This is a genomic window from Amycolatopsis stemonae, assembly GCF_054781455.1.
In genome coordinates, this window is sequence record NZ_BAAGUJ010000001.1 from 560,435 (window position 1) to 574,191 (window position 13,757).

General features: G+C 72.3%; 13 protein-coding genes. 8 read left to right on the forward strand and 5 right to left on the reverse strand.

The features are described from left to right. The first annotated feature begins 24 nt into the window (after positions 1 to 24). Positions 25 to 1,377, forward strand: a complete 1,353-nt coding sequence (locus ACYVLJ_RS02770; protein WP_460437634.1) for a M20 family metallopeptidase — start codon at positions 25 to 27, stop codon at positions 1,375 to 1,377. Here the strand turns inward: ACYVLJ_RS02770 and ACYVLJ_RS02775 are convergent. Next, the gene (locus ACYVLJ_RS02775) at positions 1,346 to 1,714 is read right to left on the reverse strand and encodes a DUF779 domain-containing protein (RefSeq protein WP_451968450.1); all 369 of its coding nucleotides are present in this window, start codon (positions 1,712 to 1,714) and stop codon (positions 1,346 to 1,348) included. The two genes, ACYVLJ_RS02770 and ACYVLJ_RS02775, sit on opposite strands and share 32 nt — an antisense overlap. Then, positions 1,714 to 3,237, reverse strand: coding sequence for an acetaldehyde dehydrogenase ExaC (exaC, locus tag ACYVLJ_RS02780; protein WP_451968452.1), 1,524 nt, complete (start codon positions 3,235 to 3,237; stop codon positions 1,714 to 1,716). Before exaC ends, ACYVLJ_RS02775 begins: the two co-directional genes overlap by 1 nt. 112 nt (positions 3,238 to 3,349) lie before the next feature. Here exaC and ACYVLJ_RS02785 point away from each other — a divergent pair, with 112 nt between their 5' ends. Beyond that, the gene (locus ACYVLJ_RS02785; RefSeq protein WP_460437635.1) at positions 3,350 to 4,825 is read left to right on the forward strand and encodes a sigma-54-dependent transcriptional regulator family protein; all 1,476 of its coding nucleotides are present in this window, start codon (positions 3,350 to 3,352) and stop codon (positions 4,823 to 4,825) included. Positions 4,826 to 4,829: 4 nt separating this feature from the next. Here ACYVLJ_RS02785 and ACYVLJ_RS02790 read toward each other — a convergent pair whose 3' ends face one another. Beyond that, the gene (locus ACYVLJ_RS02790; RefSeq protein WP_460437636.1) at positions 4,830 to 5,798 is read right to left on the reverse strand and encodes an NAD(P)H-dependent oxidoreductase; all 969 of its coding nucleotides are present in this window, start codon (positions 5,796 to 5,798) and stop codon (positions 4,830 to 4,832) included. 100 nt (positions 5,799 to 5,898) lie between these two features. Here ACYVLJ_RS02790 and sigJ point away from each other — a divergent pair, with 100 nt between their 5' ends. The 3 genes from sigJ (at position 5,899) to ACYVLJ_RS02805 (ending at position 8,189) form a co-directional block, all read left to right on the forward strand. Next, positions 5,899 to 6,765, forward strand: coding sequence for a sigma-70 family RNA polymerase sigma factor family protein (gene sigJ, locus ACYVLJ_RS02795; protein ID WP_460437637.1), 867 nt, complete (start codon positions 5,899 to 5,901; stop codon positions 6,763 to 6,765). 75 nt (positions 6,766 to 6,840) lie between these two features. After that, the gene (locus ACYVLJ_RS02800; RefSeq protein ID WP_460437638.1) at positions 6,841 to 7,638 is read left to right on the forward strand and encodes an SGNH/GDSL hydrolase family protein; all 798 of its coding nucleotides are present in this window, start codon (positions 6,841 to 6,843) and stop codon (positions 7,636 to 7,638) included. Beyond that, positions 7,617 to 8,189 carry a TetR/AcrR family transcriptional regulator gene (locus tag ACYVLJ_RS02805; protein WP_460437639.1) on the forward strand — a complete coding sequence of 191 codons (573 nt, stop codon included), beginning with the start codon at positions 7,617 to 7,619 and terminating at the stop codon, positions 8,187 to 8,189. Before ACYVLJ_RS02800 ends, ACYVLJ_RS02805 begins: the two co-directional genes overlap by 22 nt. Here ACYVLJ_RS02805 and ACYVLJ_RS02810 read toward each other — a convergent pair. Further along, positions 8,171 to 9,148: a GNAT family N-acetyltransferase gene (locus ACYVLJ_RS02810; protein ID WP_460437640.1), complete on the reverse strand. Its 978-nt coding sequence runs from the start codon at positions 9,146 to 9,148 to the stop codon at positions 8,171 to 8,173. The genes ACYVLJ_RS02805 and ACYVLJ_RS02810 overlap by 19 nt on opposite strands. A 77-nt stretch (positions 9,149 to 9,225) precedes the next feature. Between ACYVLJ_RS02810 and ACYVLJ_RS02815 the strand changes: the two genes are divergently transcribed. From ACYVLJ_RS02815 to ACYVLJ_RS02825, 3 genes are all read left to right on the forward strand, one after another. Next, a complete protein-coding gene (locus ACYVLJ_RS02815; protein ID WP_460437641.1) occupies positions 9,226 to 9,945 on the forward strand; it encodes a DUF2786 domain-containing protein in 720 nt (239 codons plus the stop codon). A 53-nt stretch (positions 9,946 to 9,998) separates the two neighbouring features. Beyond that, positions 9,999 to 10,736, forward strand: coding sequence for a Long-chain-fatty-acid--CoA ligase (locus ACYVLJ_RS02820; protein ID WP_460437642.1), 738 nt, complete (start codon positions 9,999 to 10,001; stop codon positions 10,734 to 10,736). A 78-nt stretch (positions 10,737 to 10,814) separates the two neighbouring features. Continuing rightward, a complete protein-coding gene (locus ACYVLJ_RS02825; RefSeq protein WP_460438002.1) occupies positions 10,815 to 11,699 on the forward strand; it encodes a DMT family transporter in 885 nt (294 codons plus the stop codon). On the opposite strand, the gene ACYVLJ_RS02830 is transcribed toward ACYVLJ_RS02825, so the two are convergent. Then, on the reverse strand, positions 11,648 to 13,756 hold the full coding sequence (locus tag ACYVLJ_RS02830) for a putative bifunctional diguanylate cyclase/phosphodiesterase (protein ID WP_460437643.1): 2,109 nt from the start codon (positions 13,754 to 13,756) through the stop codon (positions 11,648 to 11,650). The two genes, ACYVLJ_RS02825 and ACYVLJ_RS02830, sit on opposite strands and share 52 nt — an antisense overlap. Between the last annotated feature and the right edge of the window lies 1 nt (position 13,757).

The following is a 13,757-nucleotide window of genomic DNA, read 5'->3' on the forward strand; positions in this document are numbered from 1 at the left end:
TTTTCCTCCTTTAAGGTGGCGAGCATGGAGCTGCTCGACCAGGCCCGCGCCCACGTCGACTCGGGCGCGTTCTTTGCCGAACTCGCCCGGCTGGTCGCCTACCCCACGGTGAGCGACGCCCCCGAGGGCCGCGCCGCGATCCAGGCGTACTTCGACGAAGTCCTCACGCCCGCCTTGACCGGGCTGGGCTGCGACGTCACGCAGCACGCCAACCCCGACCCGGCGGGCGGCCCGTTCCTGGTCGGGGTCCGCACCGAAGGAGCGGACCTGCCGACACTGCTCTGCTACGGCCACGCCGACGTCGTCGGGGAGGCCGGCGAGTGGGGCGAAGGCCGTGATCCGTGGACACTGACCGCCGAGGGCGACCACTGGTACGGCCGCGGCACCGCGGACAACAAGGGCCAGCACCTGATCAACCTGACGGCGTTGCGGCTGGTCCTCGAAGCGCGCGGAAAGCTCGGCTTCAACCTCAAGTTCCTCTTCGAAACCGGCGAGGAGATCGGCTCACCGGGGCTCACGGAGTTCGCCGAGCAGGAGAAGGACCTCCTGAAGGCCGACGTCCTCATCGCCTCCGACGGCCCGCGCCTCGACGCCGCGACCCCGACGTTGTTCCTCGGCGCGCGCGGCGGCATCCGGATCGACCTGGACGTCGACCTCCGCCCCGGCGGCGCCCACTCCGGCAACTGGGGCGGCATCCTGCGCAACCCGGCCACGACGCTGGCCGCCGCGATCGCGAGCCTGGTCGACGGCCACGGCCGCATCCGGGTCCCCGGGCTGCTGCCGCCGGAACTGCCGGACTCCGTGCGCGCCGCGCTGGCCGACGTGGTCGTCGACGCGGACGAAGGCTGGGGCGACCCGCGACTGAGCCCCGCCGAGCGGCTCTACGGCTGGAACACCCTGGAGGTGCTGGCCCTCGACGCCGGGAACGCCGACCGCCCGGTCAACGCCATCCCCGGCCGCGCCCGCGCGGTGCTGCAGCTGCGGTACGTCGCGGGCACCGACGTCGGCGACGTCACCGAGACGATCGAGGAACACCTTGCGGCGCACGGCTTCCCGATGGTTTCGGTGACCACGGACAGCAGCTTTCGCGCGAGCCGCACCCCGGTGGACGACCCCTGGGTGACCTGGGCCCGCGAAGCACTGGCCAAAGCCGGAAAGCCGGTGGCCCTGCTGCCCAGCTTCGGCGGCGGCCTGCCCAACCACGTCTTCACCGACGTGCTCGGCCTGGCCACGCTCTGGCTGCCGCACTCCTACCCGGGCTGCAAGCAGCACGCGCCGGACGAGCACCTGCTCTCCCCGGTGGCCCGGGAAGGGCTGGTGCTCGCCACGGCGTTGTTCGGCTCCCTCAGTTCAGCGCCGCCGACTCTTCGTCGGTGAGCAGCCGCGAACGGATCAGGAAACGCACGCCTTCGGGCGCCTCCAAGGAAAACCCGCTGCCGCGGCCGGGCACGACATCGATCGTCAGGTGCGTGTGCTTCCAGTACTCGAACTGCGGACCGGACATCCACACCGGCACGTCCTCGATCCCCTCGACCTCGAGCGAACCGAGGTTGACGTCCGAAGCACCGGTCTTGAACTCGCCGAGCGGATAGCACATCGGGGCACTGCCGTCGCAGCACCCGCCGGACTGGTGGAACATCACCGGCCCGTGGAGTGACACCAACTGCCGCAGGAGATCCGCGGCAGCCGGTGTCAAGTCGACCCTCTGTGTCATCAGAAGAACCCGAGCGCCTGGTCGGAGTAGGAGACCAGCATGTTCTTCGTCTGCTGGTAGTGGTCCAGCATCATCTTGTGGTTCTCGCGGCCGATCCCGGACGCCTTGTAGCCGCCGAACGCCGCGTGCGCCGGGTAGGCGTGGTAGTTGTTCACCCAGACCCGGCCCGCCTGGATGTCACGCCCGGCGCGGTAGGCGGTGTTGCCGTCACGGGACCAGACACCGGCGCCGAGGCCGTACAGCGTGTCGTTGGCGATCTTGATGGCGTCGGCGTAGTCGTCGAACTTCGCCACCGACACGACCGGGCCGAAGATCTCCTCCTGGAAGACGCGCATCTTGTTGTCGCCGGCGAACACCGTCGGCTCGACGTAGTAGCCGCCGGACAGCTCGCCGCCGAGGTCGCTGCGCACGCCACCGGTGAGGATCTCGGCGCCTTCCTGCTTTCCGATGTCGATGTAGGACAGGATCTTCTCAAGCTGGTCGTTCGAGGCCTGCGCGCCGATCATCGTCTCGGTGTCGAGCGGGTGGCCCTGCTTGATCTTGCGGACGCGCTCGACACCGTCGCCGAGGAACCGGTCGTAGATGCCCGACTGGATCAGCGCCCGCGACGGGCAGGTGCAGACCTCGCCCTGGTTCAGCGCGAAGAGCGCGAAGCCCTCCTGCGCCTTGTTGTAGAAGTCGTCGTTCTGCGCGGCGACGTCGTCGAAGAAGATGTTCGGGCTCTTGCCGCCCAGCTCGACGGTCACCGGGATGATGTTCTCGCTGGCGTACTGCAGGATCAGCCGCCCGGTGGTGGTCTCACCGGTGAAGGCGACCTTGCGGACGCGGTTGCTGGAGGCCAGCGGCTTGCCGGCCTCGACGCCGAAGCCGTTGACGATGTTGACCACGCCCGGCGGGATCAGGTCGCCGATGATCGAGAACAGCAGGTGGATCGACGCCGGCGTCTGCTCGGCCGGCTTGAGCACGATCGCGTTGCCCGCGGCGAGCGCCGGGGCGAGCTTCCAGACCGCCATCAGGATCGGGAAGTTCCACGGGATGATCTGCGCGACCACGCCGAGCGGCTCGTGGAAGTGGTAGGCGACGGTGTTCTCGTCGACCTGGGAGATGCCGCCCTCCTGGGCGCGCAGCGCGCCGGCGAAGTAGCGGAAGTGGTCGATGGCCAGCGGGATGTCGGCGGCGAGGGTCTCGCGGACCGCCTTGCCGTTCTCCCACGCCTCGGCGACCGCGATGGCCTCGAGGTTCTGCTCCATCCGGTCGGCGATCTTGAGCAAGATGTTCGCGCGTTCCTCGGCGGAGGTGCGGCCCCACGCCGGCGCGGCGCCGTGGGCGGCGTCGAGCGCCTTCTCGACGTCCTGGGCGTTACCCCGGGCGATCTCGCAGAACGTCTTCCCGGTGACGGGAGTCGGGTTCTCGAAGTACTGGCCGCTCGCGGGCGGTACGTATTCGCCGCCGATGTAGTGGTCGTAGCGCGATTCGTAGCTGACGACACTGCCTTCGGTGTTCGGTGCGGCGTACTGGACCATCTTCCCTGCCTCGTTGCTCGGAGTGACGGTTGGGCTGATGGCGGCGAAGTTAGGCGGGGCAACGTTGCACGCGCGTTGCAACGCTGTGAGCTGGCTCTCTACGCTGGAGGACGTGGCAGAGGCGCCCGAACCGGAGCTGCTGCGCGACCCCGAGTCGTACGCGCGGCTGCTGGAGCACGTCCGCGAGGCGGTGCTCCAGGGCGTTCCCGGCCCCCGGCCGCCACGCTCCGTGGTTTCCGACTCCTGGAACCGCTCGCTCGCGGCCCGCGTCGACCCGGACGAGGGCGAAGCCCCGTTCGTGTACTCGCAGGGCGACCTCCCTTCGCTGCGCGAAGCCCATCCGCTGGCCCCGGTCCTGCCGGTGCTGCGGCAGATGCTGGTGACGATCGCCGACGACGCCGAGCACGTGATGATCGTGACCGACGCGGACGGCCTCATCCTGTGGCGCGAGGGCGAGACAGCCCAGTTGTTGCGGGGCGACAGCGTCGGTCTCGTCGAAGGCACCCAGTGGAGCGAAGCAGCGATCGGCACGAACGCCATGGGCACGGCGCTCGCGACCGGCGAGCCGGTGCAGATCTACTCGGCCGAGCACCTGGTCCGCCGGTACCACACGTGGACGTGCGCGGCGGCGCCCGTGCGCGACCCCGAAACCGGCCTGCTGCTCGGCTCGATCGACGTCAGCGGGCCGCTGCGCACGGTCCACCCGGCGATGCTTTCCCTGGTCACCGCGACGGCCCAGCTCGCGGAGGGCCAGTTGCGCGCCCACCTCGCGGTCCGCGACGAGCGCCTGCGCCGGGTCAACATGCCGCACCTGGAGGCGTTGCGCGGCCGGCCGGGCGCGCTGCTCTCGGCCGGCGGCCGGGTGCTGGCCGCCCAGGCGTGCCTTCTTCCGTCCACAGTGGACATCCGGCGCGGCGGCGGGACGGTCGCCCTGCCGGACGGCCGGCTCGCCACCGTCGAGCCCCTCGACGAGGGCTACCTGCTGCGCCTGCGCTCGGGCGGCGGCACCGGCCACCGTTCCCGGCTGCGCCTGGAGTACCTGACCGACGGCGCCCACTCGACCACTGTGGACGGTCGCGAAGTCCCCATCACGTTGCGGCACGCCGAGATCCTGACGCTCCTGGCACTGCACCCGAGCGGCCTTTCGGCGGAGCGGCTGGCGTTGCAGCTCTACGGCGAGACCGGCAACCCGGTGACGGTCCGCGCCGAGATCCACCGCCTGCGGTCCCAGCTGGGCGCGTCGGTCGTGCAGACGCGCCCCTACCGGCTGGCGGCGGAGGTCGACGCGGACTTCGTCCGGGCCCGCGCCGCGCTGCGGTCCGGCACCCCGGCCGGCGTCCTGCGCGACTTCCGCGGCGCGCTGCTGCCGGAGTCGGAAGCACCCGCGATCCGCGAGGAGCGGGAAACGCTGACCGCGCAAGTACGTCAGGTGGCGTTGAACAGCGGCGACCCGGCCGTGCTGTGGTCGTTCTGGGAGACGGCGTGCGGGGCCGACGACTTCGCCGTGCTGGACGCGCTGCTGGCCACGCTCCCGCGGTCCGACCCGCGGCGCGCCGCCGTCGCGGCCCACCGCGCGCGGCTCGCCTGACGCGTCACGGCTCCAGGTCGGCGACCCCCTTGCCGGTCGCCATGTCGAACGGCACCGACGCCTGGTCGTGGACGATCACCCAGTCGCCCCCGGCCTTCCGGAAGACGAAGGTGGCCCGCACCCACATGCCCTCCACCGCCGTCCCGTCGCGCAGGGTGCCGCTGACCCGGCCGAAGCCGTGCCCGACGGCCAGGTCCGCGCCCACGGTGACGGTCAGGTCGCGGACCTCGTAGTCCACCTTTTCGAACAAGGTGAACACCTTCGCCCAGTTCGCGAGCTTCGCGTCGATCCCGACGTGCTGCAGCGGCGGCTCGACGTCGAACGACACGACGTCCGGCGCGTAGATCCGCCTGAGGCCGTCGAGGTCCTTCGCCCGGAGCGACTCGACGACCCCGTCGATCCGGGCCCGGATCTCCTCTTCACCACCCCGCGTCGAGGCCAGGGCGGTGCTCCACCGGACGACGTGGTCCAGCAGGGTGTCCAGCGCGGCGACGTGGTGTTCACCCGGCCTGAAGACGTCGCCCTCGAACTCGGTGGCCAGGGGCAGCGTGACCTGCGGGGCGACGTCGGCCACCTGCAGCGCGCCGCAGACCAGCCGCAGCTGCTCGACCGCGCGGGCCCCGCCGACGCCGCCGTACGAGACGAACCCCGCCGCCTTGTCGTTCCACTCGAAGTACACGGTGTCCATGGCGTTCTTGAGCACGCCCGGCGCGGAGTGGTTGTACTCCGGCGTGACCAGCACGAAGCCGTCGAACGAGGCGAGCACGGCCGCCCACGCCCGGGTGTGCTCGTTGCGGTGGCCCGCCGGCGCCATCGGCGGCTCGTCGAGGTGCGGCAGCGGGTGGTCGCGCAGGTCCACGAGCTCGAACTCGGCGTCCGTGCGCCGGCTCGCCAGCTCGTGGACCCACCGCGCGACCTGGTCCCCCCGGCGGCCCGGGCGGGTGCTGCCGAGCACGATTCCGATCCTGATCATGGTTCTCCCCTGGTCGAATGTGTCCTACGACGGGTACGACGAAACGGCCCGCCGGAACGTCAGGCCTGACGTTCGGGGACGCTGCGCCGTCGGAGGAGTCATGACGAAACCACCGGAGCCGGTCGTCGGGGAACGACGTCACCTGGTCAACCTCGCCTACCGGCTGCTCGGCTCGCTGGTCGAAGCCGAGGACACCGTCCAGGAGGCCTACGCGCGCTGGTACGCGCTGCCGCGGGCGCGGCAGGAGGCGATCGCGTCGCCCGGCGCGTGGCTGACGACGGTCGCCAGCCGCATCTGCCTCGACCTGCTCGGCTCGGCCCGGGTCCGGCGCGAGCGCTACGTGGGCGAGTGGATCCCGGAGCCGGTGCCCGAGCAGGCCGGCGACCCCGCCGACCGGATCACCCTCGACGAGTCGGTCAGCATGGCGTTCCTGGTGGCGCTCGAAGCGATGACCCCGGCCCAGCGCGTCGCCCTCGTCCTGCACGACGTGTTCCGCTACTCGTTCGCCGAGGTCGCGGAGATCACCGGCCGCACCCCGGCGGCGTGCCGCGAGCTGGCCTCGGCGGCCCGCCGCCGCATCCGCACGGCCCGGCCGCCGACGGTGGCGGCGCAGGCCGACCTGGTGCGCACGTTCAAGGAGGCCTGGGAAGCCGCGGACATCGACGCGCTGGTCGCCCTGCTGGACCCGTCGGCCACGTTCACCGCGGACGGCGGTGGCCAGGTCCTGGCGGCGCTGGAGCCGATCACGGGCGGCACCCTGATCGCGAGCTTCCTCGCCGAGCTCGCGGGTCGGCCGGGCGAGCCCATGACGCTGGTGGAGCGCCTGGTCAACGGCCGGCCCGGCCTGGTCATCCAGCGCGGCGGCGAACTCGCGGCGGTGTACGCGTTCGACGTCGCCGAGGGACGGATCACGCACATCTGGGCCGTGCGCAACCCCGACAAGCTCCGCCCGTGGACGGCCGGGTGAACCCGAAGTAGACACCGTCTACAGATGTTTGATAGACAGTGTCCGGAAGGTGAACCACGGGTTACGGAGATCGGAATGAACTACCACCGTTTCGTCGTCGTCGGCGACAGCTGCGCCGAGGGCCTCGACGACCCGTACCCGGACCGGCGCGCCTACCGGGGCTGGGCCGACTTCGTCGCCGCCCGGCTCGCCCGGGACGAGCCCGGGTTCCGCTACGCCAACCTGGCCGTCCGGGGGCGGCGGCTCGACCAGATCGTGCCCGAGCAGATCCCCGCGGCGACCCGGCTCGAACCCGACCTCGTCGCCCTCTTCGGCGGCGGCAACGACGTCATGTCCCGCGGCTGGGACGAGCGGACCGTCGCCCGCCGGGTCGACGCCGCCGTCCGCGCCTGCACCGAGATCTCGCCCGTCGTCGTCACCTTCACCCTCAGCGACGTCTCCCACCGGATGCCGCTCGGCCGGCGGATGCGGCCGCGGATCGTCGCGCTCAACGAGGCCATCCGCGAAGCCGCCGTCAGCTACGGCGCGCTGCTCATCGACCTGTGGCCCGACCAGGCCGTCGCCGACTCGCGGTACTTCGGCGCCGACCGGCTCCACCTGTCCGCGCACGGCCACCGCAGGCTCGCTGCCTACGTCCTGGGCCGGCTCGGCCTGGACCCGGACCCCGAGTGGCTCGCGCCGCTGCCCGGCGTCGCGGCCCCGGGCAGCTGGCGCGCCGACCTCTCCTGGCTGCTGCGCGAAGTGCTGCCGGTCGCCGTCTCGCGCACGCGCAACCGCCTGATCGGCCGCCAGCCCGGTGACGGCTTCTTCCCGAAGCGCCCGGACCTGCTACCCATGACCCGGGACGACGCGTGGGCACCCGGCAACGCCTGATCACGACGGCCTCGGAGCTGCTCGCCGAAGAAGGCGTCGGCGCGGTCACGCTGCGCGGGATCGCCAAGGCGGCCGGTGTTTCGCACGGCGCACCGCTGCGGCACTTCTCCGGCCGCGCCGAACTGCTGTCCGCCGTCGCGACGCGCGGGTACGCCGAGCTGCTCGCGCGCCGGGACACATTGCCGGAGACGTCGCCGCGAGAGCGCCTGACCGCCGCCTGCCACAGCTACCTCGACTTCGCGCTGACCAACCCGGCGATGTTCGAGCTGATGTTCCGCCACGACCTGATCGACGCGGCCGACCCGGCGCTTTCGGCGGCGGCGAGCGCGGTGTTCGACACCTTCGCCGTGCTGGTGGCGGCGGTGCCGACGCCGCTCGCGCGGTCGGGCGCCGACCTGCGGCTGGTCGCCGCGTCCCTGTGGGCGGCCCTGCACGGCCTCGCGCAGCTGTGGCTGTGGAGCGGGCTGGCCGGGGCCAGCTTCGCACCGTCGCCGGAGTCGGCGCTGGCCGTCACGATCGACGCGTACCTCGGTCAGCCGACGTCCCGCTGAACCGCGATCATGGCCGGCAGCTCGGTGTAGCCGACCTCGCGGTTGACCCGGATCATGTGCGCGTTCTCGGCACCGGTGGTGGTGCTGATCCAGCGCAGCGCGGGTCGTTCGGCGAGCAACGAGCGCAGCATGCCCGCCTTCACGCAGCGACCGAGACCGCGTCCGCGGTGCGCGGCCACCACGGCGGTGTCCCGCTGGTAGCCCCAGTCCGGCCGGCGTGGGTGCACGCACAGTTCGGTGAGCCCGGCGACGGTCCCGGTCTCCTCGTGGATCGCGACGACGACGTGCTGCACCAATCCCTGCGACCGCGCCTCGGCTTCGGCGGCGCGGACCCGCTCCGCCGTCCATTCGGGCCAGCGGTAGCCCGAGCCCCCGAGCGGCGCGTCGTGGATCGCACCCCGCGCGACGGCGTAGGAGCCGAGCACGTCTTCGGGAGCGGCACCCGTCCAGCCGCGCAGCCGGTACCCCGCCGGGACCGGCACGGCCCAGCGCGACGGATCGGCCTCGGCGACGACCAACGCCTGACGCACGATCGTGCGCACCTGCCGGAAGCCCCGCGCGCCGGCCCACCGCTCGCCGGCCGACCCGGCGACGACCTGCCAGCCTTCGACGCTCCGGCGGCCGCGGGCCCGCAGTTCGGGCAGCACCGCGCGCAGCAGCGCGGTGCCGGTTCCCGAGCGCCGCGCGGCCGGGTGCACGACGATGTCGGTCAGCCCGATCCCGCTGTTCTCGGCGTCCGGGAAGTGCGCCTCGGCGAACGCGACCAGGTCGTCCCCGCGGCGGGCCACCCAGTGCGCCGCCGGTCCCAGGCCCGGCAGCGGCCGGGCCAGCCGCCCGGCCAGTTCCGCGAACGGGAGCGGTGGTTCGCCCGGCCGGTCGGCGGCCTGGCTCGCCACCAGCACGGCGTGGTACCCGGCGAGGTCGCCGGACACCGGGTCGAAGCGCTCAATGGTCACCATGCCTCCAGTGTGCCGATGACGCGACACGCCCCACCCGGTGCACCCGTCCGAACACCTGATCGAATACGCTCCCCGGCATGACCGAATCGGACCCGCAGCTCGAGCGCATCCGGAAGCTGCTGGCCAAGGCCGAGGACCCGGCGGTCACCGAGGCGGAGGCCGAGGCCTACAACAAGAAGGCCGCCGAACTCGTCGCGCGGTACGGGATCGACCAGGCCATGCTCGCCGCGGCCGGAGCGAGCGCCGACGAGATCGGCACGCTCAAGATCCCGATGAACGACCCGTACAGCCGCGACAAGGCGAGCCTGCTGACGTCGGTCGCCTACCCGCTGCGCTGCCGGACCCTGCTGCACCGCTACGGCCAGAAGGTCGAGAGCGTCACGGTGTTCGGCTACCGCTCCGACCTCGGCCGCGTCGAGCTGCTGTTCACGAGCCTGCTGCTGCAGGCGAGCACGCAGCTGACGCGCGTCCGGCCGGACGGCTTCTTCCCCGGCGAGTCGCTGGCGGCGTACCGGCGCACGTGGCTGCACGGCTTCGCCCGCGCCGTGCACGAGCGCCTCACCGCGGCCGAAACCGAAGCGATCCGGACGGCCCCGCCCGGCGAACGGTCGGCCGAGCTGGTCGTCCGCGACCGCGCGCAGCTGGTGCAGCACGCTTTCGACACCGAGTACGGCGACCTGCGCTCGGCCGCGCCGCGGCGGCTGTCCGGCAGCGGCTACCTCGACGGCCACGATGCCGGCACGCGCGCCAACCTCGACCCGTCCGCGCTGACCCGCCGCGTGAAGGCACTGCGCTGAGCGTCGCCCGGATGCCGCTATCCGGACGGTGATCTTTTCGCTTCACTGGGCGCATGCGCGTCGTCGATCTTGCCTCCCGCCCTGACCTGCTCGACGCGGCGCTGAACCTCGGCGACGTCGGCGGCCTGTTCATCTACCAGGGCGCCAGCGGCCGGATGATCACCGGCGAGCGGTTCCTGCGTCACTGGGCGCGCTACTTCCTGATCGCCCTCGACGACGACGGCGTCCCGGTGGCCCGTGCCCTCTCGGTCCCGCTGGCGTTCCCGGCCGACGACCGCACCGAGCTGCCGGACCACGGCTGGGACCAGGCCATCGAGTGGGCGGCCCAGGACGTGATGGACAGCCGCGAGCCGAACGCGTTGTGTGCCTTGGAAGTCGTGGTCGCACCGCACCTGCGCGGCACCGGGCTGTCGACGCCGATGCTGAAGGCGTTGAAGGCGCGGGCCGCGGAAACGGGGCTGCGCAAGCTGATCGTCTCGGTGCGGCCGATCGGCAAGGAGGCCGAACCCGCGGTCCCGATGGCCGAGTACGCGGCTCGCCGGCGGGAAGACGGCCTGCTCGCCGACCGCTGGCTGCGCACGCACGAACGGCTGGGCGCGCGCGTGGTGAAGGTGTGCCCGTTCGCGGTGACGCTGGCCGGTTCCCTGGCCGGCTGGCGCGAGTGGACCGGCGTGAAGCTGCAGGACGGCGAGAACTTCATCCCCGGCGGCATCGCCCCGGTGTACGCGTCGACGGCCTACGACACGGCCACGTACGTCGAGCCGAACGTCTGGATGGAGCATCCGATGTAAGCGATGCTTAACGGTTCGTGCAGGAACCTTCGCTTGTTCTGATAGGACTCTTTCGGCACCGTGGATCCCGTGACACGCATGGTTTTGCTGGCGCTGCTGTGGGGCTCGGGCTTCCTGTGGATCAAGCTGGCCCTGACCGGCCTCAGCCCGGTCCACCTCACGCTCGTCCGGTGCGCCCTCGGCGCGGTGACGCTGCTGGCGATGGCCTTCGCGGCCCGCCAGCGTCTCCCGCGCGACCGCCGGACGTGGGGCCGTCTCATCGTCGCCGCGTTCTTCTGCAACGCCGTGCCGTTCGCGCTCTTCGGCATCGGGGAACGCACCGTGGAATCGGGGATCGCGGGCGTCATGAACGCGACGACGCCCTTGTGGTCGCTGCTGATCGGCGTCCTGCTCGGCACGGACCGCCGCCTCGGCCCGGTGCGGCTGCTCGGGCTCGTCCTCGGCTTCGCCGGCGTGCTGGTGATCTTCGCGCCGTGGGAGCAGTCCGGGCTCCTGAGCGGCGGCGCGCTGGCACTGCTCGGCGCCGGCCTCAGCTACGCGATCGCGTTCGCCTACATGGCCAGGAAACTGCCCCCGGGAGACGCGCCGCTCGCGCTCTCCGCGGCCCAGCTCGCGACGGCCACCGCGTTGACCGCGCTGGCGCTGCCGGTGGCCACGACGGCCCCGCACCTGAACCTGACCGCGGTGGCCGCGGTGGCGATCCTCGGCGTGTTCGGCACGGGTATCACCTTCTACCTCAACTACCGGATCCTCACCGACGAAGGTCCGACGGCGGCCGCGACCGTCGGCTACCTGCTCCCGGTGGTGTCGGTCGCGCTCGGCGCGCTCGTCCTCGGCGAGCCGCTGACGCCGCGCGTCCTCGGCGGCATGGTGATCGTGCTGCCGGCGGTCGGCCTGACGCGGTGGCGGGCTCAGGCGAAGCTGCCGACGAGCTCGCCGGGCGCGCTGGCGACGCCGAAGTAGTCTCCCGTCCCCAGCTCCGCGCCCGCGGTGCGCCACCAGGCCGCCTGGTCCGCGGTGTGGATCCCATCGACGACGAGCGTCGCGCCGACCTGGCGGACCAGCGGGACCAGTGCGCCGAGGAACGTCGAGCCGGACCACGCCTGCCACTCGGCGAGCCGGCGGTCGACGCGCACGATGTCGACCGGGAGGTCCTCGGCCGCACGCAGGTCGTCCGGCCCGAGGCCGAACTCGTCGAGCATGACGCGCACGCCGAGGCCGGCCAGCGCGGAGACGTTCTCGACGACGCCGGACACCCGCAGCGCGCCGACCGGGACGCCGAGCATCAGCTGCTCCGGCGGCAGGCCGGTGTCGGCCAGCATCCGCGTCACGCGGGTGCCGAGCGCCTCGTCCGACACCTGGAACGGGGTGAGCCCGGCGACCACCGGCAGCCGGGAACCCGCGCGCTGCCGCCACCATTCGCCCTGCCGGCCCGCCGCGCGCAGCAGCCAGTCGCCGAGCGGCAGCACGAGCCCGGTCGACTCGGCGAGCTCCGCGCACCGTTCGTGCGGGAGCGCCGGCCCGGCCGGCCGGGCCCAGTGCAGGCGCGCTTCGAACCCGGCGACTTCGCCGTCCTCGAGCTTCGCCAACGGCCGGTAGCGCACGGCGAGCTCGCCGTTCTCCCAGGCCCCGGCCATGCCGACGGCCAGCGCCTGCGTCCGCCGGTCCTCGGCGTCGGCCTCCCGGTCGAACATCTTCCACTGGCCGCGCCGGCGCACCTTCGCGCGCCGCAACGTCTCGTCGGCCGCGCGCAGCAGCTCGGCGGGGTCGATGCCCCTGTCCGGCCGGTGCACGACACCCGCGCTGGCCGAGAGCGCGAGCCCGTGGCCGTCGACGAAGAACGGCTCGGCCAGCTCGTGGTTGATCGCGCGCACGATGGCGTCGATGTCCGGCGTCGTCGCGGAGTTCTCGACGAGGATGCCGAACTCGTCGGCGTGGAACCGCGCGATCATGGCCTTCTCGCGGGCCATCACGGCCTTGAGGCGCTGGGCGAAGTGCACCAGCAGCTGCTCGCCGACACGGCGGCCGAGGCTGTTGCACACCATGCCGAACGCGTCGAGGTCGACCTGGAACAGCGTGACGCCGTAGTCCGGGTCGGCGCGGCGCAGCACCGCCTCGAGGTGGGTGCCGAAGTACTGGCGGTTCGGCAGCCCGGTGAGCACGTCGTGCAGGGCCTGACGGCTGAGTTCTCCTTGCAGCAGCATGAGTTCGGTGCCGTCCTCGACCACGACGACGAAGTGACCCGGCCGGTCTTCGGCGTCGCGCAGCAGGGACGCCGTGAGCGAGATGCGGGCGACGTCGCCGTCCTTGCGCAGCAGCCGCTGCGACTGCCGGATCCGCTCCTTGCCGCCGTCGGCCAGCGCTTTCATCGCTTCGCGCAGCACGTCGACGGTGTCCGGGTGCACGACGTCGTCCAGCAGCGTCCCGGTCAGCTCGCCGGCGGCGTGCCCGAGCATCACGGCCAGCGCGGCGTTCGCCCGCACGATCCGGCCGTCGAGGGCGACCAGCGCGATGCCGCTCGCCGAAGACGTCACGACCTCGTCGAAGCGGGCTTCGCTCTGCTTGAGGTGCCACTGCGCGTCCCGCACCGCCTTGAGCAGCGACAGGTGCATGATTTCCTGCTGGTCGAGGACGCTGCGTTCGTGCGCGAGCAGGAACCCGCACGAGAGCGCGCCGAGCGCCAGCACGACCCGCTCGGCGCGACCGTCCAGTTCGGACAGTGCGGGCAGGCCCTTCCCGAGGACGTCGAGCGTGCACCGCAACCCCGGTTCGCCGACGTAGCCGAGCGCCACCAGCCGTGCGCCGATGCGCTCCGCGGGCTTCGTGTCGGCGGACGTCCCGCGCAGGCTTTCGACGAGCGTGTCGAGCATCCCGCGCAGTTCCCGGTCGAGCTCCTCCCGGCTCAGGGACACGACGGTGACGCTGCTGAGCAGGTAGGCCCACTTCCGGGCGAGCACCGTCCGGGCGCGCTCCGGATCCGGGCCGGCGGCCGGCTTCGGCGCTTCGTGGGTCATCGGCATG